The sequence below is a fragment of the Mesorhizobium sp. B2-4-3 genome (assembly GCF_006442815.1).
GTDB lineage: Bacteria > Pseudomonadota > Alphaproteobacteria > Rhizobiales > Rhizobiaceae > Mesorhizobium.
Window position 1 is genome coordinate 175,001 of record NZ_VFVL01000003.1, and the last position, 24,428, is coordinate 199,428.

Annotated in this window: 23 protein-coding genes and 1 pseudogene; 6 read left to right on the plus strand and 18 right to left on the minus strand. The window is 64.9% G+C overall.

Features of this window, described 5'->3' with window-relative positions; genetic code table 11:
- Positions 1 to 480 precede the first annotated feature (480 nt).
- Positions 481 to 2,460, plus strand: coding sequence for a M23 family metallopeptidase (locus FJ956_RS04940; protein ID WP_140673913.1), 1,980 nt, complete (start codon positions 481 to 483; stop codon positions 2,458 to 2,460).
- Here FJ956_RS04940 and FJ956_RS04945 read toward each other — a convergent pair.
- Positions 2,457 to 4,010: an MFS transporter gene (locus FJ956_RS04945; RefSeq protein WP_140673911.1), complete on the minus strand. Its 1,554-nt coding sequence runs from the start codon at positions 4,008 to 4,010 to the stop codon at positions 2,457 to 2,459. The two genes, FJ956_RS04940 and FJ956_RS04945, sit on opposite strands and share 4 nt — an antisense overlap.
- A gap of 222 nt (positions 4,011 to 4,232) precedes the next feature.
- Between FJ956_RS04945 and FJ956_RS04950 the strand changes: the two genes are divergently transcribed.
- Positions 4,233 to 4,865, plus strand: coding sequence for a TMEM175 family protein (locus FJ956_RS04950; protein ID WP_140673909.1), 633 nt, complete (start codon positions 4,233 to 4,235; stop codon positions 4,863 to 4,865).
- On the opposite strand, the gene FJ956_RS04955 is transcribed toward FJ956_RS04950, so the two are convergent.
- The 8 genes from FJ956_RS04955 to FJ956_RS04990 form a co-directional block, all read right to left on the minus strand.
- On the minus strand, positions 4,839 to 6,356 hold the full coding sequence (locus tag FJ956_RS04955) for a L,D-transpeptidase family protein (protein ID WP_140673907.1): 1,518 nt from the start codon (positions 6,354 to 6,356) through the stop codon (positions 4,839 to 4,841). The two genes, FJ956_RS04950 and FJ956_RS04955, sit on opposite strands and share 27 nt — an antisense overlap.
- Positions 6,357 to 6,489: 133 nt before the next feature.
- Complete coding sequence (locus FJ956_RS04960; RefSeq protein ID WP_140673905.1) at positions 6,490 to 6,855, minus strand: MmcQ/YjbR family DNA-binding protein; 366 nt, start codon at positions 6,853 to 6,855, stop codon at positions 6,490 to 6,492.
- A gap of 114 nt (positions 6,856 to 6,969) precedes the next feature.
- On the minus strand, positions 6,970 to 9,576 hold the full coding sequence (clpB, locus tag FJ956_RS04965; protein ID WP_140673903.1) for an ATP-dependent chaperone ClpB: 2,607 nt from the start codon (positions 9,574 to 9,576) through the stop codon (positions 6,970 to 6,972).
- A gap of 223 nt (positions 9,577 to 9,799) precedes the next feature.
- Positions 9,800 to 10,810 carry a DUF4167 domain-containing protein gene (locus tag FJ956_RS04970; RefSeq protein ID WP_246671994.1) on the minus strand — a complete coding sequence of 337 codons (1,011 nt, stop codon included), beginning with the start codon at positions 10,808 to 10,810 and terminating at the stop codon, positions 9,800 to 9,802.
- A 313-nt stretch (positions 10,811 to 11,123) separates the two neighbouring features.
- Complete coding sequence (gene prmC, locus FJ956_RS04975) at positions 11,124 to 11,993, minus strand: peptide chain release factor N(5)-glutamine methyltransferase (RefSeq protein WP_140673901.1); 870 nt, start codon at positions 11,991 to 11,993, stop codon at positions 11,124 to 11,126.
- Positions 11,986 to 13,065 (minus strand): peptide chain release factor 1, encoded by a 1,080-nt coding sequence (prfA, locus tag FJ956_RS04980; RefSeq protein WP_140673899.1) that lies wholly within the window; start codon positions 13,063 to 13,065, stop codon positions 11,986 to 11,988. Before prfA ends, prmC begins: the two co-directional genes overlap by 8 nt.
- A 9-nt stretch (positions 13,066 to 13,074) precedes the next feature.
- On the minus strand, positions 13,075 to 15,345 hold the full coding sequence (ptsP, locus tag FJ956_RS04985) for a phosphoenolpyruvate--protein phosphotransferase (protein WP_140673897.1): 2,271 nt from the start codon (positions 15,343 to 15,345) through the stop codon (positions 13,075 to 13,077).
- Positions 15,346 to 15,428: 83 nt separating this feature from the next.
- Positions 15,429 to 16,682, minus strand: a complete 1,254-nt coding sequence (locus FJ956_RS04990; RefSeq protein WP_140673895.1) for an aspartate kinase — start codon at positions 16,680 to 16,682, stop codon at positions 15,429 to 15,431.
- Positions 16,683 to 16,894: 212 nt separating this feature from the next.
- Here FJ956_RS04990 and FJ956_RS04995 point away from each other — a divergent pair, with 212 nt between their 5' ends.
- Positions 16,895 to 17,194, plus strand: coding sequence for a hypothetical protein (locus FJ956_RS04995; RefSeq protein WP_140673893.1), 300 nt, complete (start codon positions 16,895 to 16,897; stop codon positions 17,192 to 17,194).
- Here the strand turns inward: FJ956_RS04995 and FJ956_RS30815 are convergent.
- Both FJ956_RS30815 and FJ956_RS30820 read right to left on the minus strand, forming a co-directional pair.
- Positions 17,191 to 17,358, minus strand: coding sequence for a putative glycolipid-binding domain-containing protein (locus FJ956_RS30815; protein ID WP_246681604.1), 168 nt, complete (start codon positions 17,356 to 17,358; stop codon positions 17,191 to 17,193). The genes FJ956_RS04995 and FJ956_RS30815 overlap by 4 nt on opposite strands.
- 49 nt (positions 17,359 to 17,407) lie before the next feature.
- Positions 17,408 to 17,764, minus strand: a pseudogene (locus tag FJ956_RS30820) (putative glycolipid-binding domain-containing protein); the annotation flags it as partial.
- 277 nt (positions 17,765 to 18,041) lie between these two features.
- Here FJ956_RS30820 and ubiG point away from each other — a divergent pair.
- Positions 18,042 to 18,791, plus strand: a complete 750-nt coding sequence (gene ubiG / locus FJ956_RS05010) for a bifunctional 2-polyprenyl-6-hydroxyphenol methylase/3-demethylubiquinol 3-O-methyltransferase UbiG (protein WP_140658883.1) — start codon at positions 18,042 to 18,044, stop codon at positions 18,789 to 18,791.
- Between the two features lie 63 nt (positions 18,792 to 18,854).
- Here the strand turns inward: ubiG and FJ956_RS05015 are convergent, their stop codons facing one another.
- Positions 18,855 to 19,787: a DMT family transporter gene (locus FJ956_RS05015; protein WP_140673889.1), complete on the minus strand. Its 933-nt coding sequence runs from the start codon at positions 19,785 to 19,787 to the stop codon at positions 18,855 to 18,857.
- Positions 19,788 to 19,886: 99 nt separating this feature from the next.
- Here FJ956_RS05015 and FJ956_RS05020 point away from each other — a divergent pair, with 99 nt between their 5' ends.
- Positions 19,887 to 20,381 carry a MarR family transcriptional regulator gene (locus FJ956_RS05020; protein ID WP_140673887.1) on the plus strand — a complete coding sequence of 165 codons (495 nt, stop codon included), beginning with the start codon at positions 19,887 to 19,889 and terminating at the stop codon, positions 20,379 to 20,381.
- On the opposite strand, the gene FJ956_RS05025 is transcribed toward FJ956_RS05020, so the two are convergent.
- The 4 genes from FJ956_RS05025 to FJ956_RS05040 form a co-directional block, all read right to left on the minus strand.
- On the minus strand, positions 20,378 to 20,803 hold the full coding sequence (locus tag FJ956_RS05025) for a DUF1178 family protein (RefSeq protein ID WP_140673885.1): 426 nt from the start codon (positions 20,801 to 20,803) through the stop codon (positions 20,378 to 20,380). The two genes, FJ956_RS05020 and FJ956_RS05025, sit on opposite strands and share 4 nt — an antisense overlap.
- Entirely contained in the window at positions 20,800 to 21,666 is an 867-nt protein-coding gene (locus FJ956_RS05030) for a carbon-nitrogen hydrolase family protein (protein WP_140673883.1), read from the minus strand. Before FJ956_RS05030 ends, FJ956_RS05025 begins: the two co-directional genes overlap by 4 nt.
- A 2-nt stretch (positions 21,667 to 21,668) precedes the next feature.
- Entirely contained in the window at positions 21,669 to 21,932 is a 264-nt protein-coding gene (grxC, locus tag FJ956_RS05035; RefSeq protein WP_140673881.1) for a glutaredoxin 3, read from the minus strand.
- Positions 21,933 to 22,005: 73 nt separating this feature from the next.
- Positions 22,006 to 22,806 carry a ComF family protein gene (locus FJ956_RS05040; protein WP_140673879.1) on the minus strand — a complete coding sequence of 267 codons (801 nt, stop codon included), beginning with the start codon at positions 22,804 to 22,806 and terminating at the stop codon, positions 22,006 to 22,008.
- 64 nt (positions 22,807 to 22,870) lie between these two features.
- On the opposite strand from FJ956_RS05040, the gene FJ956_RS05045 reads away from it, so the two are divergent.
- Entirely contained in the window at positions 22,871 to 23,743 is an 873-nt protein-coding gene (locus FJ956_RS05045; protein WP_140673877.1) for a methyltransferase domain-containing protein, read from the plus strand.
- Between the two features lie 30 nt (positions 23,744 to 23,773).
- On the opposite strand, the gene FJ956_RS05050 is transcribed toward FJ956_RS05045, so the two are convergent.
- Both FJ956_RS05050 and FJ956_RS05055 read right to left on the minus strand, forming a co-directional pair.
- On the minus strand, positions 23,774 to 23,953 hold the full coding sequence (locus FJ956_RS05050) for a Flp family type IVb pilin (RefSeq protein WP_181170109.1): 180 nt from the start codon (positions 23,951 to 23,953) through the stop codon (positions 23,774 to 23,776).
- A 110-nt stretch (positions 23,954 to 24,063) separates the two neighbouring features.
- Positions 24,064 to 24,384 carry a hypothetical protein gene (locus FJ956_RS05055; RefSeq protein ID WP_140673875.1) on the minus strand — a complete coding sequence of 107 codons (321 nt, stop codon included), beginning with the start codon at positions 24,382 to 24,384 and terminating at the stop codon, positions 24,064 to 24,066.
- Positions 24,385 to 24,428: the final 44 nt, after the last annotated feature.

Here is a 24,428-nt window from a genome sequence, read left to right on the forward strand (position 1 = left end):
TTTTCGGCTTCGGGCCCGTCCGAGTGTCGCTCACGCGGCTCTCTTGAATTCCAAACAGGGCAGACTTAGAAGCAAACTTCTTCGTCGCCAGCGGCGCACCGCCCTCGTTCGTGGGCCGTATATAGTCGGACCTCCCTCGACGCGTCAACACCGATTTCGAACTTTTTTGAATTTTTTGCGACGAATTTTCCAGCCGCCATTTTCGGTAGCCGACTGCCCTTGCGGCAGCCCTTGGGTCATCCACAACGAGGCCCTATTGCCGCCGCATTGAGGCGTGAAACCGGCCCATGTAAGGAAGGCGCGCGCGTATATGTGAGGCGCCCCCACGAAAGACCACAAGTGCGCCGTGCGCAGAACGCATGATTGGGGATATCGGCCCCGGCATGCCGTTTCGTTGACTTCAACCGCCGTGACAGGCAAATGTCATGGCCGCAACGAAAACGACAAGCCGTTCGCCCGGGGAAGAAGCAGCCTTTCTGGATGCCAGACACGGAAGATGTCATAGCCGAACTCGGCAACGAGCCGCCGCTGATCGCGGACGGCCGCAGCGGTCCGCCGGACCGCCGCGAGGTCTCGGCCCGCTGGCTGTCGGGCACCTTCCTCACCGGCGTTACATCGAGTGTTTTGATGGGCGTGGCCCTGTTCGCCGCCCTTGACGGGCGCCAGCAACTGGCGACCCCGCCGGAAATCGCCGAGCTCATCGGTCTTGCCGGGGGCGGCGATGATTCCGGCGAGCAGGCAAAGACCACAAGGCTGGTGGCACCGCGCCAGATCGCCCGCGCAAAGGACCGGCGGCGCATGGAAGTGTCGATGGTCACCAAGGTCGGCGACCGCGACGTTATCCACACCATGCCCTTCGTGCAGATCAAGATGGCCCTGGCCGCCGGCCACACCACCAGCCGCCCCTACCCACCGTTCGACCCGATGCAGGTGTTCGGCGACGACGGCGACGACAACGCGCAGCCGGCAACGGCCACCGCGGTCGCCGCGCAGATCTACGGCGCCAAGGTCGAAAGCGAGATGAGCCTGAAGACGGTCGATTTCCCGATCGAGACGGCCTCCTTCGACGAAAAGAGCGATCTCTCCGCCGACGAGGTTGAAAAGGTGGTGCGGGACGCCGGCACCGGCTTGAGCGACGGCGCCGTCCAGGTGGCAGCGCTGCACTATATCGATCCGCAGCGGTTCGGCGATGCCTTCGCCGAATCGATGGCCGGCTCCTACGACGTGAAGATCACGCAGGAAAACGTCTCGGTGGCGGCGCGCGCCACGCCGGACGACCAGACGCCGGCCTTCGCCGAGGAAATCATTCCCTTCACCAAGGATACCGATATCGCCGAGGCCTATGCCGATTCGGGCTATACCGGCGACGACGCCACCGGCATGGCGGAGGCCATCGCCAAGCTCTTGAACGCCCCGGCGCTGAAGGCCGGAACGGTGCTGCGCGTTGGCCTCGAGGTGCGCGGCGACATCGCCAAGGTCGTACGCACCAGCGTCTACGACAAGACCACGCACATCGTCACCATAGCGCTCGACGACCGTGGCCAGTATGTGCCGGCGCAGGAGCCGGAGGCCAATCCCGAGCTTCTGACGGCATTCGACGATTCGCAGCCCGTCGTGGTGCGCGGCAACCTGCCCAATGTCTATGACGGCATCTACCGCGCCGCTTACTCCTACGGCATGTCGAAAACAATGACGCAGAAGCTGATCAAGCTTCTCGCCTCCGACGTCGATTTCCAGTCGCGGATTTCACCGGCCGACCGCCTCGAGGTCCTGTTCTCGCAGCCTGATGGCGACGACCAGACCTCCGACAATTCCGAGCTTCTTTATGTATCGGCGACCTTCGGCGGCCAGACGCGCAATTTCTACCGCTTCCAGATGCAGGACGGCGGCACCGACTATTTCGACGAAAATGGTTCGAGCGCCGAGCAGTTCCTGCTGCGCAATCCGCTGCCCGCCGGCAAATTCCGTTCCGGCTTCGGCGCGCGCCGGCACCCGATTCTGGGCTATGTGCGCATGCATACCGGCGTCGACTGGGCAGCGCCCATCGGCACGCCGATCATCGCCGCCGGCAACGGCGTCGTCGAGAAGGTCGGCTGGGCCGGCGGCTACGGCAAGCAGATCATCATCCGCCACGCCAATGGCTACGAGACCTCCTACAATCACCAGAGCGCTTTCGCCAACGGCATCGAGCCCGGAGTGCGCGTGCGCCAGGGCCAGACGATCGGCTACCTCGGCCAGACCGGTCTCGCCACCGGCCCGCATCTACACTACGAGCTGATCGTCAACGGCACCAAGGTCGACCCGATGCGTGTGCGTCTGCCGGTCGGCAAGGTTTTGAAGGGCGACGATCTCGTCGCCTTCAAGAAAGAGCGCGAGCGCATCGACGATCTTCTGAAGCAGGAAGACGGAAACTCACTGAAGGTCGCCAGCGCCAAGGCTGATTCGCAGCTTCCGAACTAATCTTTCTCATCGTTTGTCTTTTGCGGCCAGGGCGATGCCTGTCCGGGAACCGTGAACCAGGCGGTGAGTGAAGAAAGCACGCAAAGCAGTGCCGTGATCGCCGCGACCGCGGCGAAAGCCGAATCGCTTGCCGCAATCCTGGCCGCCTCGATATTGGCGGCCAGCCCGGAGGTGGGCGGCTCGCCGAAACCGGGCATCCCGGCGGCATTGCCGGTCATCCGCGCGTAAACCCAGGTCGCCAGCGAGCCCATCGCCGCCACCGCGATCAGGCCGCCGACGCGCGAGACCGCGTTGTTGATGCCGGACGCAGCCCCGGTATCCTTGTCCTCGACGGACGTCATGACAGCGGTCGACAGCGGCGACACGACCTGCGCCATGCCAAGCCCCATCAGCGCCATCAGCGGAAAGGTGCCCATCCAGAAATCGTGGATGCCGAAATGGGTGAGCAAGGCAAGGCCGGCGAAGGCGATGGCCACGACCATGCTGCCGCTGGCGATGGGGAAACGCGGACCGATGCGATCCGACCACTGGCCGACCGGTCCGGACAAAAGCGCGATCGACGCCGACAGCGGCACGAAGATAAAGCCGACCTCGGCCTCGCTCAGCCTCCAGCCGGCGATCAACGCCATCGGCAGGTAGAACAAATTGGCCGAGAGCGCGAAATAAAGGAAAAACGTTGCCAGATTGGCGCCGGCAAAGGCCCTGATCCGGAACAGGCCGAGATCGATCATCGGGTCGCGCCGCCTGTGCTCGTAAAGGATGAAGACGACAAGCAGGACCACGCTGGCAACGATCGCCGGACCCGACATCAAGCCGGCACCTTCGGCATTCATCGCCGTCAACCCGTAGGCGAGCAGGCCGAAAGCCAGCGTCGCCAGCGCCGCGCCGCCAAGGTCGAGGCTGCGTTTTTCGGTCGGCTTGTCGGCCGGCACCTTGGCCAGAAGCAGATAGATCGAGATCAGTCCGAGCGGCAGGTTGATGGCAAAGATCGCGCGCCAGACACCATTGCCGAAAGTCGAGAGCGCAAGGCCGCCCAACACGGGCCCGAGCGCCGTGGTCAGCGCCGAAGCGGCAGCCCAGATGCCGATCGCCCGGCCGCGCTCCTTCTTCGGATAGGCTTTGGCGATGATGGCGAGGCTGCCCGGCACCATGATCGCCGCCCCGATACCCTGGACGGCGCGGAAGGCGATCAATATGGCCGGATCGGGCGCCACCGCGCAGGCGAGCGAAGCCGCGACGAACAGCGCGATCCCGATCACGAAGGCGCGCCGCAGTCCAAACCGGTCGCCGGCAGCGCCGCCCACCAGGATGAGCGCCGACAGCGTCAACGCATAGGCGTTGGAAATCCACTGCGCTTGCGCCAGGCCGGCGCCGAGATCCGCGCGCAGAGCCGGCATGGCGATCGCCAGGACCGAACCGTCGATGAAGCCGAGCGCCGAGGCGAGGATCGCGGCGACCAGCACGAATTTTCGCTGGGTCTGCGGACAAAACGTGCCGTTCGCGCGCGCGGGCGAGTGCGAATCGGCAGTGGTTTCATTCGCGGATGACATGGATCCCTGCTTAACCCTCCAGCGCGGCTGCAACAACAAGCCAGAGCATCGCTGTTCTTGAAACCAGATGACAGAGCATGATGCCGAAAAGTGTGAAGCGGTTTTCGGACGACATCATGCTCTATCTTTTTGATTCAGGCCGGATGGCGAGGTGGGTTCAATCCTGATGCAAACCGCCAACAGCGTGCTAGGTTCCACCATCATGCGTGAGAGGGGGAACCCATGAAGCGGCCGCTCGAACCGTCGGCGGAAGGACGCGGACGCATCGTCGGCGTGACCGACGGCGTTTTCGCCATCGCGCTGACCTTGATCGTGCTGGAGATCAGGGTGCCATCGCATGAGGCAGTGCATTCGGAAGGCGAATTGCTCGCCGCGATCCTGGCGCTGGCGCCGCGATTCCTGACTTATGCGCTGAGCTTCCTCACGCTCACCATCTTCTGGTTCGGACAGCAGGCACAGCATGGCCTGATCGCGAAGTCGGACCGGCGGCTCGCGACGCTCAACCTGTGCTTCCTCGCCTTTATCGCGCTGCTGCCCTTCTCAACAGACCTTCTCGCCGATTTCCTGGCATTCAGGGGCGCGGTGCTGGTCTACTGGCTGAACCTGCTGATGCTGGGCGCCACGCTGTACGCAAGCTGGTGGTATGCCGACAGGAACGGCATGATCGCCGAGGACGTCGACGCTGAAACGCGCCGCACGGTCTACCAGCGCATCGTCAAGGCGCAAATCCTCTGGGCAATCGGCGCGGCGCTTTGCCTCGCGACACCCTTGCTCAGCATCGGCTTCATCCTCCTGGTGCAGCTTGTCTACGCCGCGGCGCCGCGCGCCTCACTGCTGCGCAAAATCATCGGCTGAGGATCCGCCGACAAACTCCACCGTGACGCCCGGCGACACCACCTTGGCGAGCTCGCGCGCATCCCAGTTGGTCAGGCGCACGCAGCCATGGCTCTCGGTCTTGCCTATCTTGGAGGGATCGGGCGTGCCGTGGATGCCGTAAGTCGGCTTGTCGAGCGCGATCCACACCGAGCCGACCGGACCGTTCGGTCCCGGCGGGATGGTCAGGATCTTGTCGTTCTGGCCCTGCTTGAAATTGATGTTGGGATTATAGGTATAGTTCGGGTCGAGCGCGATGCGCGAGACGGCGTGAATGCCGGTCGGCGAAGGCGTGTCGGCCGAGCCGATGGTCGCCGGATAGGCCGCGACCAGCTTGCCGCCCGCATCATAGGCGTAGACTTCCTTCTTGGTCTTGTCGGCGACGATGCGCGCTACGGGCGTCGACACCAGCTTGCCGAAATTGGCGACCTTGATCATCGTGCCGGGGCGATTGAAGTCGACCCCTTTGTTGATCGACTTCAGATAGGTCTCGTCCATGTGGAAGCGCTCGGCCAGCGCCTCGGTGACCGAGGTGTAGCACATGCAGTCGAGCCCGGCCTTCTGGCTATAGTCCTCGGGGATCGAGGCGAGATAGTGGCCGGCCGCATCCTCCGGCGTGATCGTGTAGATGGCAAAGGCGTCGCCGCCGGACTGGGCAAGCGCCGCCTGGATGCCGACTTCATCGGTCGATTTCAAACTGGTGCCGTTGATCTCGTTGTAGGCGGCCAGCGCCTTGTCGACATTCGAGCCGAAGCGCCCGTCGATCACGCCCGGCGAGGCGCCGCCGCGGTCGAGCAGCACCTGCAGCGCGGCGACGTCCTGGCGCACCCCGAGCGACAGCGATGGATCGACGGTGGCCTTGCCGCCCGCGTTCGGCGGCAGTGCCGCCTGGGCATCCGGATTGGCCTGCAGCACGTCGCCTTGGCCCGGCTGCTCCGGATCGACCGACGCCTCGTTCAGTGGCTGGCGCTTGATTGTGTTGGACTTCGGCGCCTCCGGATAGGTGGTCGCATAGCCTTCATCGTTGTTGGGCGCCGGCGGATAGGCATCGACGGAATTGTCTTCGTTGGGGTCATACTCATCGACCGGCGGCGGGATGACCCGGCCGTTCTCCTCCAGCTGCCGCCGGCGGAAGCGGGCCATGTCGTCGGGATTGTCGAGATAGTAGCGGTCGTCGTCCTCGGCCGGCGCGCGGCCGAGTTCCTGCATGCGCATCTGCCGGCGAAGCGCGCGGCGGTCGAGCCTGCTGCCGGGCGGCTGGATGGCGATGACCTTGCCGGTGTCCGCATCGACCAGCACGCGATTGCCCCTGGCGTCGTAGTAGATATCGATATTGCCTTCCTGAGCCAGCATCAGCGCGCCGCGCTCGGTCGGGCGCGCGCTCTGCGCGCCATCCGCGCTCGGCATGGCGAACGCACTGGAAGACACCAGCCCGGCCGCGAGTGCCGAAAGGGAAAAGATCAAGCGCAGCATGTGGGTCAAGCTCTCCGGTCGACTCGGGCTGCTGGCGGGCGAATCTTCGTCAGCAAACCAGCTACCCAGATTAAGATTCCAACATGAACCGGGCATGAAGATGGCGGTTTTCCGGTACCTTGAGGAATATCAGCTAGCCTTTGGCAAGCCCCAATTCGTTACGTGCCTGTCTGGTCAGCTTGAGGACGACCAAGCGATGGCTCTCGCGCAGATAGTCCTCGAGCGCCGCATCATCCATGCTTTGGCTTGTCTGACGCTGGATCCATTTCATGCCGCGCGAGGCAAGATAGGGCGCCGGCCGGCAGCCCGGCTGATCCTTCAGCACGTCATAGGCCATCTCGGAACATTTGAAGGTGACGAAAAGCTGCCCGCCCTCGTTCCAGCCGCCGATGGCAAACACCTTGCCGCCGACCTTCCAGACGTGGGCCCCGCCCCACTGGACCACATGCGTCGTAGCGGGCAGCGAGGCGCAGAAGCCGTTATAGTCGTCGAGCTTCATCGAGTTCTTCCCAGCCATTCGAATCAGCAGCCGATTATGCGCGGTCGCCGGGAAAAACAAAGCGCGCCGCACCAGTCCGATGCGACGCGCCCTTTCGTTTCAACTTGCTTGGAATCAGGCGGCGGCTTCCGTCGCCACCACGGTCGGCTTCGAGCGGAAGTTCAACCGGTCGGAGCCCGCGGTGACCTTGACGGTTGAGCCGTCGAGGATCTCGCCGAGCAGGATCTTCTCCGCCAGCGGATCCTGCAGCTCCTTCTGCATCACCCGCTTCAGCGGCCTGGCGCCATATGCCGGATCGTAGCCCTTCGAGGCCAGCCACTCGATCGCGTCGTGATCGATCGACAGCACGATCTTGCGGTCGGTAAGCAGGTTCTCCAGCCGCTTGAGCTGGATCTCGACGATGCGGTCCATGTCCTGCCGGCGCAGCCGGTGGAACAGGATCACCTCGTCGACGCGGTTGAGGAACTCCGGCCGGAACGAGGCCTTCACCACGCTCATCACCTCGTCGCGCACGGCGTCGACATCCTGGTCGTCGCTGAGACTGACCAGATATTCGGCGCCGAGGTTGGACGTCATGATGATCAGCGTGTTGCGGAAGTCGACCGTGCGGCCCTGGCCATCGGTCAGCCTTCCGTCGTCGAGCACCTGCAGCAGCACGTTGAACACATCCGGATGCGCCTTCTCGATCTCGTCGAACAGCACGACCTGATATGGCCGGCGCCGCACCGCTTCGGTCAGCGCGCCGCCCTCCTCATAGCCGACATAGCCGGGAGGCGCGCCGATCAGCCGGGCGACGGAATGCTTCTCCATGAATTCCGACATGTCGATGCGCACCAGTGCCGTCTCGTCGTCGAACAGGAAGCTGGCCAGCGCCTTGGTGAGCTCGGTCTTGCCGACGCCGGTCGGTCCGAGGAACATGAACGAGCCGATCGGCCGGTTCGGATCCTGCAGCCCGGCGCGGGCGCGGCGCACGGCCTTGGACACCGCCTGCACGGCTTCGCCCTGGCCGACGACGCGCTTGCCGATCTCGTCTTCCATGCGCAACAGCTTCTCGCGCTGCCCTTCCAGCATCTTGTCGACCGGAATGCCGGTCCAGCGCGACACGACATGCGCGACATGGTCGGGCGTGACCACCTCTTCCACCATGCCGGTCTTGCCGTCCTGCGCTTCGGCTTCCTTGAGCTTCTTCTCGAGCTCCGGGATCTTGCCATAGGCAAGCTCGCCCGCGCGCTGGAACTCGCCCTTGCGCTGCGCGATCGCCAGTTCGTTGCGCGTCTCGTCGAGCTGCTTCTTCAGGTCGGCGGCAAGGCCAAGCTTCTGCTTCTCGGCCTGCCACTTGGTGGTCAGCTCGCTCGATTCCTCCTCGAGATCGGCGAGTTCCTTCTCCAGCCGGGCAAGCCGGTCCTTCGAAGCCTCGTCCTTCTCGACCTTCAGCGCCTCGCGCTCGATCTTGAGCTGCATGATGCGGCGGTCGATCTCGTCCAGCGCCTCAGGCTTGGAATCGACCTGCATGCGCAGCCTGGACGCCGCCTCGTCGACCAGGTCGATCGCCTTGTCCGGTAGGAAGCGGTCGGCGATGTAGCGATTGGAAAGCGCCGCCGCCGACACCAGCGCGGAATCGGAGATGCGCACCTTGTGGTGCTGCTCGTATTTCTCCTTCAGGCCGCGCAGGATCGAAACCGTGTCTTCCACCGTCGGCTCGTCGACGAAGACGGGCTGGAAACGGCGGGCAAGCGCGGCATCCTTTTCGACATGCTTACGGTATTCGTCTAGCGTGGTCGCGCCGACGCAGTGCAATTCGCCGCGCGCCAGCGCGGGCTTCAACAGGTTCGACGCGTCCATCGCGCCGTCCGCCTTGCCGGCGCCGACCAGCGTGTGCATCTCGTCGATGAACAGGATGATGTTGCCGTTGGCCGAGGTGACCTCGTTGAGCACGGCCTTCAGCCGCTCCTCGAACTCGCCGCGATATTTGGCGCCGGCAATCAGCGCGCCCATGTCGAGCGCCATCAACTGCTTGTCCTTCAGCGATTCCGGCACGTCGCCATTGACGATGCGCAACGCCAGGCCCTCGGCGATTGCCGTCTTGCCGACGCCCGGCTCGCCGATCAGCACGGGGTTGTTCTTGGTGCGCCGCGACAGCACCTGGATGGTGCGGCGGATCTCGTCGTCGCGGCCGATGACCGGATCGAGCTTGCCGGCGCGGGCATCGGCGGTGAGGTCGCGCGCGTATTTCTTCAGCGCGTCATAGCTCTGCTCGGCACTGGCCGAGTCGGCTGTGCGGCCCTTGCGGATATCGTTGATGGCCTGGTTGAGCGCCTGCGCGGTGACGCCTGCCTTGGACAGGATGTCGGCGGTCTTGGCCGACTTCTCCATGACCAGCGCCTGCAGCAGCCGCTCGACGGTGACGAAGCTGTCGCCGGCCTTCTTGGCGAGGTCCTCGGCGGTCGAAAACACCTTGGCGAGCGGCTGAGCAAGATAGAGCTGGCCATTGCCGCCCTCGACCTTGGGCATGGCTTCGAGCGCCGCCTCGACGCCGAGCTTGACGTCGCGGACATTGCCGCCGGCGCGTTCGATCAGGGATGCGGCAAGGCCCTCGTCGTCGTCGACGAGCACCTTGAGCATATGTTCGGGCGTGAATTGCTGGTGGTTGCGCGACAGCGCCATGGTCTGCGCGGACTGGATGAAGCCGCGCACGCGCTCCGAGTATTTTTCAAGATTCATTCGCTGTCTCCTTCCATCACCGGCCCGCTTTGCGGCACCGGATCAGATTGCGGTGACGGACCCGCTCAAAAGAGCCGAGCCCTGTTCAGCGCAGATATGGTGTATGGGCCACCGTCCCTCAAGACGCCTTGATGTCGATCAACGCAGAATATTCCAGGCGCGCATAAACGAAAACGGCGGAGATTTCTCTCCGCCGTCAGCGATGCTTGAAATGGCGTCTGGATCAGTTGTTTGCGTCGGCGGCTACGGGTTCGCCGGGAGCCTCGTTGGCAACAGGTGCCGGCTCGCTGGCGGTAGGCTCCCTCGCCTGGTTCGCCTCTTCGACAGCCTTGGCGCCGACCTCGTTGCCATTGTTCGCCGCGTTGCGCGTTTCGCCTGAACTTTCGGGACCCGACCCTTCGGGGCTCGAGCCCTCCGGCCGGTCGCCCTGCTCGCCGCTGGCCTGGTCGGCATAATTGCCGCGCGGGCGGCGCGGGCGACGCGGACGGCGGGCTCCATTGTCCTGGACGGCTTCGTTGAGCTCGGCCTGTGCGGCAAGGGCCGCTGGCGAGAAACTGTCGAACTGCGGCGCCTGCTCGGCCTGTGAACCAGCCTCGCCGGTCGCCTCGGGCTGCGCCTGTCCCTCATTGCGGCGGTTCTGGTCGAGCTGCTGGCCGCCCTGCTCGCCGCGCTGGGCGTTTTCGCCACGCTGACCGTTCTGGCCGTAGCCGCCATTGCGGCGGTCACGATGCCGGTCGCGGCCATTGTTGTCGCGCTGGTTGTTATCGCGACGGCTGTTGTTGTCGCGGCCGTTTTCCTGGTTGTAGGCGAGTTCCGCCGGCGTGCCTTCGATCACCGGCTGCGGGCCGGAGCCGTTCGCCGTGCCCGGCGCATCGGCGCCATTGTCGAACTCTTCGCGATCCTCGTCCATATCGTCGTCGAAATCGTCGCGGTTCTGCTGAGTGTTCTGGATCGGCATCTGCGCCTGCGCGGCGGCAATGATGCGATTGTAATGTTCGGCGTGCTGGAGGTAGTTCTCCGCCATAACCCGGTCACCGGAGCTTTGCGCGTCACGGGCGAGTGTGGCGTATTTTTCGGCGATCTGCTGAGCCGATCCGCGGATCTTCACGTCCGGACCATTGCTCTCGTAATTGCGCGTCAGGGGGTTCGGCCCCTTGCGGTTGTTGTTGTTGCCACCGCCGCCGCCATTATTGTTGCGACCGCGCATGCGCCTGTTCTGCTGTTGTGGCCTCATTAGACTCTCTTCATAGTGAATTTTCGAAAAACTCTTCACGAACGGAGGCGCTCATGCAGCCAGCCGTTTCGTTTCTTCACCGGCGTTCGCCCGCATCAATTGCGTTGGCGCCACGTGCCATCCTGTTCCGGTTACATCACTTGCCAGATGATTCCCGCACGAAGCTTGGGCGTCGTTTGCGCAAGAAGGCAGCTATTTCCAAGGAAAACCGAATCGCTGGGAGCACTGCCTGCTTCGTCTCATCCGGTTGAGCCGGACCCTAACTGCATTCCCCGGTGTTGCCAAGCGGTTTTTTCGCACTGCATCAGGGCTTTCAACGCTCGAACACCAGAACTCTGTCATTGCCGCCGAGATCGCGATGTGACCCGGTTAACACATAGCCGGCTGCCGCGAATATCCCGGTGACCTCGTTTTTCTGCGTATGGCCGATCTCGACCGCTACCTTGCCTTGTGCTTGCAGAAATTCCGCCGCTTCAGCGGCAATGATCCTATAGGGATCCAAACCATCCGTACCGCCATCAAGGGCTAGGTGCGGATCGAAATCGCGGACCTCGTCCTGCAGATTTCCAATGTTTCGACTGGGTATATAGGGAGGGTTCGAGGCAATTACATGGTAACGGCCCAAAACTTTTTCGAACCAGTTGGAATGCAAGGCTTCGAAGCGCTCGCCGAACCCCAGGTCCCGGGCGTTTCCGGCTGCGGTCGCCAATGCATCGGGCGAAATATCGACGCCTGTCGCAGTCGCGGCCGGAATGGCGCCGAGCAGGGCCAGCGCGATGGCGCCGGTGCCCGTGCCGAGATCGAGAATGCGGCATTCCCGGAGCCTTTCGGCCGTTGCCCGCGCGAAGGGCAGGACCGCGTCGACCAGCGTCTCGGTGTCCGGCCGGGGCTCCAGCGTCTCTGGCGAAAGCGACAAGCGCAAACCGTAGAATTCGCGGTAGCCGAGGATACGGTGCACCGGCGCGCCTGCGACGCGACGCCTCAGGGCCGCTTCGATGGCTGAAAGCGCCGCGGAACCCACCTTTTGCTCCGGTTCGGCAATGGCCTGGGTGCGGGTCGTGCCGGAGAAATGCTCGACGATCAGCCGGGAATCGAGCGCCGGATCGGCAATGCCGGCGGCGGCCAGGCGCTCGCGCGCCGCCCTGAGCAGCGGCCCAAGCGCCGCGGGCAGTTGGTCAGCCATCGAGGCTCATATCGGCAAGCAGCTTCGACTGATGGTCGGCGATCAGCGCGTCGACCACCTCGTCGAGCTCGCCCATCATCACCCGGTCGAGCTTGTAGAGCGTGAGGTTGATGCGATGGTCGGTGACGCGCCCTTGCGGGAAATTATAGGTGCGGATGCGCTCCGACCGGTCGCCCGAGCCGACCTGCGACTTTCGCGACGACGAGCGTTCCTCGTCGGCCCGGCTGCGCTCCAGGTCGTAGAGCCGCGCGCGCAGGATCTGCATGGCGCGCGCCCGGTTCTGGTGTTGCGATTTTTCCGCCTGCACCACCATGATGCCGGTCGGCAAATGGGTGATGCGAACCGCCGAATCGGTGGTGTTGACGTGCTGGCCGCCCGAACCCGAGGCCCGCATCGTGTCGATGCGGATATCTTCGGCCCGGATCTCGATATCGACCTCCTCGGCCTCCGGCAGCACCGCCACCGTCGCCGCCGAGGTGTGGATGCGCCCACCGGCCTCGGTTTCCGGCACACGCTGGACGCGGTGCACGCCGGATTCGAACTTCAGATGCGCGAACACGCCCTTGCCCGACACCGAGGCGATGATTTCCTTATAGCCGCCGACCTCGCCGTCGCTCGCCGACACCGTCTCGAAGCGCCAGCCGCGCGAGGCGGCATAGCGCTCATACATGCGAAACAGATCGCCGGCGAACAGGGCCGCCTCGTCGCCGCCGGTGCCGGCGCGGATTTCGAGGATGGCGTTCCTCTCGTCGGCCGCATCCTTGGGCAGAAGCAGGATCTGGATGTCCTTCTGCAGCGCTTCGATGCGGCTCTCGACGCCGGGCAAATCGGCTTCGGCCAGCGCCCGCATCTCGGCATCGGTGCCCTTGTCGGCCAGCATCGCCTCAAGGTCGGCCTGCTCGTGCTCGGCTGAGCGCAGTTCCCGGACCTTGGCCACCATGTCCTGCAGCTCGGCATATTCCGACGCCATCTTCACATAGGCATCGGCGGCGGGCCCGGCCGACATCTGCGCTTCGAGCATCTCGAAACGCTTGACGACTTGATCCATACGGTCGCGGGGCAGGTTGATCATGATGGGATGCTATAGCGGAATCGAACGATCGTCGGCAAAGGCTTGCAGCAGCGCCCGCATCGGCGTCCCTTGGGCGGGCGCCATCAGATTGTCCCTGAAGAAGGCCTGCAGTTCCTGCAGCGGAAGTTCGGTCAGCATCGCCTTGACCGGGCCGATCGAGGCCGGCGACATCGAGATCGAGCGGAAGCCGAGGCCGATCAGCGCCATCGCCGAGATCGGCTTGCCGGCCAGCTCGCCGCAAAGCGTCACCGGCGTGTGATTGCGGGCGCCGGCGTCGGCGATCGTCTTCAGTACCCGCAGGAACGGCGCCGAAAGCGTGTCGAAGCGGTCGGCAAGCTGCGTATTGCCGCGATCGACCGCCATGATGAACTGGAAGAGGTCGTTGGAGCCGACCGAGACGAAATCCACCGCCTTCATCAATTCGTCGAGTTGGAACAAGAGCGATGGCACTTCCAGCATCGCGCCGAGCTTGAGGCTGGTGGGCAGGTGGTGCGCGAAGCGCGACAAATGCCGGACCTCGCGGTCGATGATCTCGCGCGCCTGCGCGATTTCCGACAGCTCGGTGACCATGGGCAGCATCAGCTTCAGCTCGCGGCCGCCGCTGGCTTTGAGCAGCGCCCGGATCTGCGTCCTGAGCAGGCCGGGACGATCGAGCGTCAGCCGGATCGCCCGCCAGCCCAGCGCCGGGTTCTCTTCTTGGATCGCGCCCTTGAAGTAAGGCAGCACCTTGTCGCCGCCGATGTCGATGGTGCGGAAAGTGACCGGCTTGCCGCGCGCGGCGTCGAGCACATCGCGATAGAGCCGCTCCTGCGCCTCGGCGCGCGGGAAGGTCGAGGCAACCATGAACTGCAGCTCGGTGCGGAACAGGCCGATGCCGGCGGCGCCCGACTCGGTGAGCTGCGGCAGGTCGACGGCAAGGCCGGCATTCATCAGGAGATCGACCGGAATCCCGTCCCTGGTCAGCGACGGCTTCTTGCGCAGCTCGCGGTAGACTTCCTGCCGCCGCGCCCGGAACCGGACCTTTTCGGCATAGGCGGCTTCCAGGTCGGATTGCGGCCTGAGATGGATGGTGCCTTCCTCGCCGTCGACGATGATGGCGTCGCCGTTTTCCGCCATGGAAACGGCGCCCTTCACCTGTCCGGCGACCGGAATGCCCATGGCGCGCGCGACGATCACGACATGGCTGGTGGCGGCGCCGTCCTCGAGCACCAGGCCGCGCAGCTTGTCGCGCGGATAGTCGAGCAGCTCGGCCGCGCCCATCGAGCGGGCGACGATGATGGCGTCCTTGGGCAGCGCGGCCGCGACATCCTCCGGCCCGCGCCCCATCAGCTGGCGCAACAGCCGGTTGGCGAGATCGTCGAAATCGCTCATCCGCTCGCGCAGATAGGGATCGGTCATGTGCAGCATGCGCGCGCGCATGTCGCTTTGCACCTTTTCGACCGCGGCTTCCGCCGTCAGGCCGTTGCGGATCGCCTCTTCCAGCCGGCGCACCCAACCACTGTCATTGGCGAACATGCGGTAGGCTTCGAGCACCTCGCGGTGCTCGCCCTCGAAGGCGACCTCGCGCCGCTCCAGCATGTCGTCGATGGAGAGCCGGAGCGAGCCGAGCGAGGACTGCAGCCGGCGCACCTCCTCCTCGCTGTCCTCGTTGAACAGGTTGGTGACGACGATGCGCGGCTCGTGCAGCACGACATGGCCGAGACCGACGCCATCGTTGAAGGAGACGCCGGTGAAGCTCGCCGGGCGGCTGAGGTCGAGCTCGAGCCCCGGCTTGGTGAGGCGGGCAAGATCGCCGGTGGCGATCATCTCGGCGATCACCATCGCCGTCGTTTCAAGCGCTTCGACCTCGTCGTCGCGATAGTGGCGCATGGTCTTGTTTTGCACCACCAGCACGCCCAGCGTGCGCCCTGCCCTCAGCACCGGCACGCCGAGGAAGGAATTGTAGATCTCCTCGCCCGTTTCCGGCAGGTAGGCGAAGGCCGGATGTTCCTGCGCGTTGGAGAGATTGAGCGGCCGCGCGCTGGCGGCGATCGTGCCGACCAGGCCCTGTCCGAGCCTGAGCTGCGCCAGGTGGACGGCGTTCGGGTTCAGACCTTCGGTGGCGTAGAGTTCGAGCACCGAGTCGGCGCGCAGCACATAGAGCGAGCAGACTTCGGCGACCATGTTGGAGGCGATGTCGCGCACGATGCGGTCGAGCCGCTCCTGCGGCTCCAGCGGCTCTTGCATGAGCTCGCGAAGCCGTTTGAGCAGAACGCGCGGGCCACTGGCCGTATCACGCATCGCGGCTTGTTCTCCAATGGGCATTCCGCCCGCCGCAGTTTCTCCCGCGGCCGGCGTTCACGCAACAACTGACTCAGTTCTTGCTATTGCTTATCCAGACCGTAGACGGAATGCAAAGTGCGAACCGCCAGTTCGGTATAGGGTCCGTCGATCAGTATCGAGATTTTGATCTCGGAAGTGGTGATGGCGCGGATGTTGATCGCCTTGTCGGCCAGTGCCTTGAAGGCAGTGGCGGCGACGCCGGCGTGGCTCCTCATACCGATGCCGATGACCGAGACCTTCGACATGCCGGCTTCCGACTGCACGACGTCGTAGCCGACTTCCGGCTTCAGCTTCTCCAGCACCGCAAGCGCCTTGTCGACGTCGCCGGACGGCACGGTGAAGGTCATGTCGGTGAATTTGCCGTCCTCGGAAATGTTCTGGACGATCATGTCGACATTGATGTTGGCCTCGGCCAGCGGGCCGAAGATGCCGGCGGCGACGCCTGGACGGTCGCCGACGCGGCGCAGCGAAATCTGCGCTTCGTCCTTGGCGTAGGCAATTCCGGTGACGACCTGCTGTTCCACGATCTCTTCCTCGTCGCAAATGAGCGTTCCGGGCGGATTGAGCAAATCCCCCATTCCGGGCGCATCGGGATCGTCGAAGGACGACCGCACGAAGGTACGCACCCTGTGTACCATGGCAAGCTCGACCGAGCGCACCTGCAGCACCTTGGCGCCGAGCGAAGCCATTTCGAGCATTTCCTCGAACGAAATCTTGGCGAGACGCCGGGCTTTCGGCTCGATGCGAGGGTCGGTCGTGTAGACGCCGTCGACGTCGGTATAGATGTCGCATCGGTCGGCCTTGACCGCGGCGGCGATCGCCACGGCGCTCGTGTCGGAGCCGCCGCGGCCGAGCGTCGCGATACGGTTGTCGGGCCCGATGCCCTGGAACCCGGCGATGACCGCCACCTGGCCCTCGCCGAAGCGCTTGATCAGAAAGGCGCCGTCGATATCGAGGATGCGCGCCGCGCCGTGGGCATTGTCGGTCTTGATCGGGATCTGCCAGCCCTGCCAGGACCGTGCATGAACGCCCATGTTTTGCAGCGTGATCGCCAGGAGACCGGCCGTGACCTGCTCGCCGGAAGCGACAACGGCGTCATATTCGCGCGCGTCGTGCATGGGCGATGCCTCGCGCGTCCAGCCGACCAGCTCGTTGGTCTTGCCGGCCATGGCCGAGACCACCACGGCGACGTCGTGGCCGGCATCGACCTCGCGTTTGACATGGCGCGCCACATTGCGGATGCGAGCGATGTCGGCGACCGAGGTTCCGCCGAATTTCATCACGATACGCGCCATGGAAGCGAAATGCCTTTGTCTGAAGCCGGCTCAGGGCCGGAACGAGAGGAAACGCCAGGTAAGCCCGGCGCCGGAATGCGCGGCCTCCTTAGCCAAAACAGCAAGGCTTCGCAAGCGAGCGCGGCCAAGAGCGGCCCGGCACCGTCTATCCTGACAGAATCTTGTCGCCGACCATGCCATAAGACTGACGCAACGGCCCGTTGGAGATTGTCATGACCGAGACCCTGGAAATCGTCACCTTCCGCCTCAAGCCTGGCACTGAGGCCAGCTTTGTCGCCAGTAACGGCGTCATCACCGACTGGCTCGCCCGGCAGCCGGGCTTTCTAAGCCGGCAGCTCGGCAGGCGCGAGGACGGAAGCTGGGTGGACGTCGTGCGCTGGCAGAGCCTGGAACAGGCCCGGGCGGCGGCGGACCGCATCATGGTCGAGATCGGCGGCAGCGAGGCGGTTCAGGCGATCGACCCGGCCAGCGTCGACATGAGGCACGCAGCGGTCGCGCTGTCGAAAATCTAGCCGGTCGAGGATGCACGCAGCGCGATGGCCTTCCAAAGGCCTGGATAGTCGACAATGAAGCCGGACGGCGAGACGTCCAGCACCTGGTCGTAGCCGAATTTCGGCGCGGCATAGGCGTAGCGGCTGTCGTCGAGGCGACGATAGGTCTGGTCCCAGACGTTCAAGCCTTAGCTCCGGAAAGGCCAGATACGCCGCCGGGGCAGGCGCCGCAGCGCCGACGGCAAGGTCGAAGCGGCGGATCGCCAGCAGGTTCGTCGCCGGCGTGAAGCCGAGGTCGACATCGGCAAGCCCGGCAACCTCCGCTTGGCTTGCGCCATTCAGCGTCCATCGGCCGTCGGCCAGCCGTTCGACCTCGTAGCGCAGGGTTTGCGTGCCGAGAAAGCCGGCGACGCTTGCGAGACGCGTGCGCCAGCAGGCATCGCAATCCACCGCATAGGCAAGGCTGCAGGGCTGGCCGTCATGGAGGAAGAGGGCATGCCCCTCGAGCCGCCAACCGCTCTGGGTCGCACAAAGCAGGCAGGCATCGTGGCCTTCAAGGTCGAGACGGCGCCAGAGGATCGAGGGCGGCATGATCGCGTTCCTTTTCGAACAGTCTATGCCGTCCCATTCGCGCGAAGTCACAATTCCGTTTCACCATCGGTCCGACCAAGCTGCCATATGCTGACAGCACGAGAGCTTGGCGGCAGTTGAAAAAACCTGCCTTGACATTCCCTCCCCCGCGCCCGACTTCCTAGCGTCAGCGCGGCGCGTCCTTTGGGACGCAGGACGCTATAGCACTTTGACTTTGTGCATGATCCTTTCCGAAAATCGATTCCGATTTTCGGGGTCATGCGCTGGAGACCCGCCTATGCCAGAGCCCCGCCGATCGACCATCGATGCCGGAGAAGTGGAACGCTTCTCCGCCCTTGCCGCCGAATGGTGGAACCCGAACGGCAAGTTCCGTCCGCTGCACAAGTTCAATCCGGTGCGGCTTGCCTATATCCGCGACCAGGTGGCAGCCCGTTTCGGCCGCGATCCGCGCGCGGCGCGGCCTTTCGATGGCCTGCGCTTCCTCGATATCGGCTGCGGCGGCGGTTTGCTGTGCGAGCCGATGGCCCGGCTTGGCGCCGAAGTGGTCGGCGCCGACGCTTCCGCGACCAACATCGAAGTGGCGAAGCTGCATGCGGCGGAGGCCGGCGTCAGCGTCGACTACCGCGCCACCACGGCCGAGGCGCTGGCCGATGCCGGCGAGGCCTTCGATGTCATCCTGAACATGGAAGTGGTCGAGCATGTCGCCGATGTCGACCTGTTCGTCGCCAAATGCGGGCAGATGGTCCGCCCCGGCGGCATCATGTTCGTCGCCACCATCAACCGCACGCTGAAGGCGCTCGGCCTCGCCATCATCGGCGCCGAATATGTGCTGCGCTGGCTGCCGCGCGGCACGCATCAGTTCGGCAAGCTGGTGCGGCCGGAGGAGCTGGCAAAGGCGCTGGGCGCGGCCGGTCTCACGGTGATCGACCGCACCGGCGTCATCTATCACCCGCTGGCAGACCGCTGGCAGCGCTCGAAGGACATGGACGTCAACTACATGGTGCTGGCCGAGAAAGCCTCGGTCTGAACGGCAGCAAGCCGAACCGCCCGTCTCACGTCTCAACTGGCCGGAACCCGCCGGCAGGGAGGACTAGCTCCGGGACGCCGCCGGCTCGATCCGAACCGGCGCCGATGCGCCAGCCTGGCTTTGCGCCTTGGTCGTGATGAAAACACCGGCTGTGATGATGGCCGCCCCAAGCCAGGTCAGAAGCTGGTAGTGCTCGCCCAGGAAGATCGTGCCGGCGAACAGGCCGACGGCCGCCGCCACATAGCCGATCTGGCTGAGATAGACCGGGCCGCCGACAGCCTGCAGGCGGAAGAAGAAGGCGAACATGGCCGAGGCCGACGCAACCTGACCGACGACGACAAGCGGCACGCCGCCGAGCGGAATGAAGGCTTGCCCGCCCAGAAGCGTCAAAATGCCGATGAGGAGCAGCGTCGCCGAGGCCAGATGGCTGCCGACCGCAAGCTCGATCGGGCCGGTGCCTTGCGGCCAGTCGACGGTGCGGTAGATGTTGCCGGCGGCAAGGCTGACCGGGATAAGCAGCCCGATCGCCACCCAGAAATAGTCGGCCGGCTGGCCTGCCTCGCCGCGCGTCAGCGCGACCATCGCCGCGCCGACGAAGCCGACGGCGATGCCGATGATGCCGAGCAGGTTGGGGCGCCTGACACCGAGCAGGATCGAGAACACCAGCGTGATCACCGGCGACAGCGTGAACATGATGCCGGTGTAGCCGGCGCCGAGATGCGGAATGGCCGAGAACATCAAAAGATTGGGCAAGGCATAGGAAATCGCCGCGGTGACGAAGAAATAGCGCAGCTTGTGCGGCGTCAGCCGGATGCGCTCGCCGCGCAGCAGAAGCGCCAAGAGCAGCACGCCGCCGGCGCCCAGCGAGATGACGAAGGCCCAGACCATGGCGGGCACGCCGGCGGCGGTGGCGAGCTTGCCGAACGGCAGCGTCATGCCGAGCAGGCCGCCGGTCACCACCAGAAGGCCGATCGCCGAATCCCAGAGAAATTTCATCGGGCTGTCCTGTCGCTGCGAGACCGCTTGGCGGGCCGTTCATCTTCCGATAAGATAGCGTAAAGATTCTTTATGTCAAGATACTTTGCGGTGAGCGATATGGATCGAGCGGGCAGGGCCATGGAACAGTGGCGACGGGAACGGCCGGACCTCGACGTGTCGCCGATGGGCGTCATCGGGCGGCTCAACGAGGCCTCGGCGCTGATCGCGCGCGACCGGCTCGCCCCGGTCTTTGCCCGCTTTGGAATGCAGGCCGGCGAATTCGACGTGCTGGCGACGCTGCGCCGGGCGGGCGCGCCCTACGCGCTGACGCCGACCGAGCTTTACGAGGCGACGATGGTCACCTCCGGCGCCATGACCGCCCGCCTCGACCGCCTGGAGAAGGCCGGCCTGACCCGGCGCGCGCCGCACCCCAGCGACCGGCGCGGTGTCGTCGTCGAGCTCACCGTGAAAGGCCGCGAGCTCACCGACGAGGCGCTCACCGCCCACGTCGCCAACGAGCACCAGATCCTCGCCGGCCTGACGCGCGGCGAACGGGAAACGCTGGCGAAACTGCTGGAAAAACTGATCGGGAGCCTGAGTTCGCCGTCCTAGTTCCGATCCTCCGGAAAGCTCGGGATCGGCATGAACTCGACGCCGTCCTCGACGAGGCTCTGCGCCTCTTCGGGGGTCGCTTCGCCGTAGATGCCGCGCGGATCGGCCTCGCCGAAATGGATCTTGCGCGCTTCCTCGGCGAACTTGTCGCCGACATAGTCGGCATTCTCCCGCACCTTCTCGGCCAGCGCCTTGAGCTGCGCCAGCGCCTGCTTCTGCGCCTCGCCCACGGCCAAAGCCACCTTCTCTTGGCTGCGGGACGTGGAGACGGCGGGCGCCATCAGCGCCTTCTCGACCTTGTGCGAGCCGCAACTCGGGCAATCGACGAAGCCGCGCTTCTTCTGGGCGTCGAAATCGTCATTGCTGCGGAACCACGCTTCGAACTCGTGCTCGTGTTCGCAGATCAGGGAGAAACGGATCAAGAGGCGGCACCCCTGAGACGCGGCGCTTCGCTTGTCCCGGCTTTGACGGCGAAATCCCGCGCGTTCTTCAGATTGGGGATCTTGCGGCGCGCGGCCAGCGACTGGGCCGGATCGATCTCGGCGACGATCACACCGGGCTCGTTATGCGCGGCCTCGGCGATGATGCGCCCCCACGGATCGATGATCAGCGAATGGCCATATGTCTCGCGTCCGTCCTCGTGCAGGCCGCCCTGCGCGGCAGCGATGACATAGGCGCCGTTCTCGATGGCGCGGGCGCGCAGCAGCACATGCCAGTGCGCCTCGCCTGTCTGGCGCGTGAAGGCGGCCGGCACCGTCAGCACTTCGGCCCCGGCCATCGCCTCGGCGCGGAACAGCTGCGGAAAGCGCAGGTCGTAGCAGACGGCAAAGCCAAGCTTCGTCCCTTCGATGTCGATCACGGCCGCTTCCGTCCCTGGCTCGTAGGACGCGGATTCGCGCCAGCTCTCGCCATTGTCGAGATCGACGTCGAACATATGGATCTTGTCATAGCCGGCAATCACGGCGCCGTCGGGCGAAAACAGGAAAGCGCGGTTGGCGAGCTTCCCGTCGGCGCGGCGAATGGCCGTCGAGCCGACATGCAGGTGAATGCCGAGCTCCTTCGCCAGCCTGCGCGCGGTGGCGACGACGATGTCCTTGTCCTCAGTGGTAAAAGCGGCCGCGCCGGCTTCCTTGTCGCGCACCAGCGCGCCGGTCATTTCCGGCGTCTGGACGTAGGTGGCGCCCTGGCCGGCGGCTTGCCGGACCAGGATCTCCATGTCGGCGGCGTTGCGTTCCGGGCTCGTGCCCGAACGCATCTGCACGGCGGCGGCCTTGAAACTACCCATGGTCATCTCCCGTTGGCGAGCATCGTGTCCAGCCGGCCCTGCGACTCCAGATCGTGGAGGTCGTCGCAGCCGCCGACATGCGTGTCGCCGATGAAAATCTGCGGAAAGGTGGCTCGCCCATGCGCCTTGGAAATCATTTCCTGGCGCAGCTCCGGCGAGAATGAGGCGTCGTGCTCGGTATAGGCCACCCCCTTGCGGTCGAGCAACCGCTTGGCGGCGCTGCAGTAGCCGCACATCATCCGCGTATAGATCGTCACATCGACCATTGATCGGCAATCCCTGCGCACATCGCCCGACAGTTGTGCGAAAACGACATGCACCAAAACAACAACTTAAGCACTATATAGTTGCAGACTCATCGGCCCGGAAGTCCCCCGGCAGCACGCGCGCGAAGGTCAGCACGTCGACGGCTCCGGCACCGCCCCTCTTCAGCGCCTTGGCGACCGCCCGCACCGTTGCGCCGGTGGTGTAGACATCGTCGACCACGAGCACCCGGCGCCCGGCTATCTCGATTTCGGCTTCCGGCGGGACGCGAAAGGCGGCGCGCACATTCTCCTCGCGCTCGTGCCGTTCGAGGCCGACCTGCTGGCGCGTCAGCTTCACGCGCCTGATCGCGGATGGCGAGAAGGGCAGCCCGCCGAGCTTTGCAACGGCCCGTCCGAGTTCCGCCGACTGGTTGAACTGGCGCCGGAAGAAGCGCCGCCAATGCAACGGCACCGGCACGACCAGGTCGGCCCCCGCGACCAACTCCGCGCCGGCGCGCATCATCCAGTTCGCCATCCAGGGCGCGAGGTCGGTTCGATCCTGATATTTCAGCCCCTGCACCATCTGCCGCGCGACGCCTGAATAGACGACGGCCGCCCGCGCCCGCTCGAAGGGCGGCGGATCGGCGATCGCCTCGGCGGAAAGAAACCCTTCGCCCATATCGTGGGTGAAGGGCGTGCCCATCACCGGGCACCAGGGTTTTTCCAGCAGTCTCAGCTTCGGCCAGCAGACGCCGCACAAGACGCCGGGCAGCGACACATGGCGACGGCAGCCTGCGCAAACCGGCGGAAACAACAGGCGCGCCGGCCAGGCCAATGCCTGCCGCGTCATATCCTGGACCGCTATGGTCTTGATCTTGTGCACCGGATCGGCCACGTGAAAGGAAACCCCGCGCTACCTTAACACCACTCCGGCACGCGCGAACAACAGGAAGCTTTCATTGCAGCCCTTGATCGACACCGAGCTCTGGCTCGCGCGCAAGCGCCGGGCACTCGCCCGCCCCGTCGAAGGCGCCGATTTCCTGATGCGCCGCGCCGCGGAGGATCTTGCCGACCGGCTGGGCGCCGTCGAACGCCGCTTCGGCAAGGCGACCGCCTTGTTCTGTCAGACGTCGGCGGCGGCGGACGTGCTAGCCGACAGCGGCAAGGTCGGCGAGATCGTGCGCGTCGAGATGGACGAAGCGCTTCTGGCCGGCGGCACCGGCCTGGTGGCGCCGCCGGAAACCGTGCCGTTCGAGGAAGGCAGCCTCGATCTCGTCGTCTCCCTGCTCTCGCTGCACGCCATGAACGACATTCCCGGCGTGCTCGCGCAAATCCGCCGGGCCCTGAAACCGGACGGCCTGTTCCTCGGCGCTCTCGCCGGCGCGGGCACGTTGATGGAATTGCGCGAAAGCATGCTTGCGGCCGAGACGGAGCTTTACGGCGGCGCGAGCCCGCGCGTCCTTCCCTTCACCGACGTGCGCGACGCGGGCGCGCTGTTGCAGCGCGCCGGTCTGGCCTTGCCCGTCGCCGATGTCGAAACGGTCGCGGTGCGCTACGATACGCTGTTCGATCTCGCCGCCGATCTGCGCGCCATGGGTGAAACCAGCGCTCTCGTCGATCGCAGCCGCCGGCCGGCCGGTAGACGGCTCTTTGCCCGCGCCGCCGAAATCTATGCGGAACGGTTCTCGGACCCGGACGGCCGTATCCGCGCGAGTTTTTCGGTTGTCTGGATGTCCGGCTGGGCACCCGATGCCTCGCAGCAAAAGCCGCTCAGGCCAGGATCGGCCAAGGTCTCGCTGAAAACTGTCCTGGAGGACGTGCGGAGGCGTTGACTGCCGCCTCCGATTGCCTGACCGGCATGCTCAGTGGGAGAAAGCTTGGACCAGTCTGCTGTTGTTATCGCTAAACAACCACTGGAGCGCATCCGCGGCCCTGCCGATGCCGCCGACGATCACGAGCGACAGCACGGTGACGATCAGGCCGTATTCGATAGCCGTGGCGCCCGTCTCATCTTTAATGAATTGCTGCAGCAGGTTCTTCATGGTCATCATCCCCTATGCAGAAATTCTAATGTCCTACCCGTTAAGAAAGGTTAACGGTAAAAGCTTAACAGCGAGTGAAATGCCGCCTCGCCGGAAAATCATTAACCAAGTCAGCACTCGCCGCTGCGGCTGCCGTCATTGCGGATGACGCAGATTGAACTGGGCAAGGGCTGCAGCACGCTGCGGCGCACCGTATATGTACTGGAGCGATGACCGATCGATCCGGTCGCCGTCATGTCGAGCCCGCCGGGGAAGCCGTCGCGAGCGTTCTGCGGCCGGGTCTGGCTGTCCAGGAAAGGCGTTGCGATCAGCGCCAGCGCCACCGCGGCCGAGCCGAAGAGAAGCGTGATCCGCAGGATGCCCATGCCGGCATCCACCGCGCGGAAGCCGCGGTCGGGCCGGATCGAGTCCCAGTCTCTTTCGAGGCTCATGCCGTGTTTCCCAGTCATCGACGATATCGCCGCGCGAAACGGCC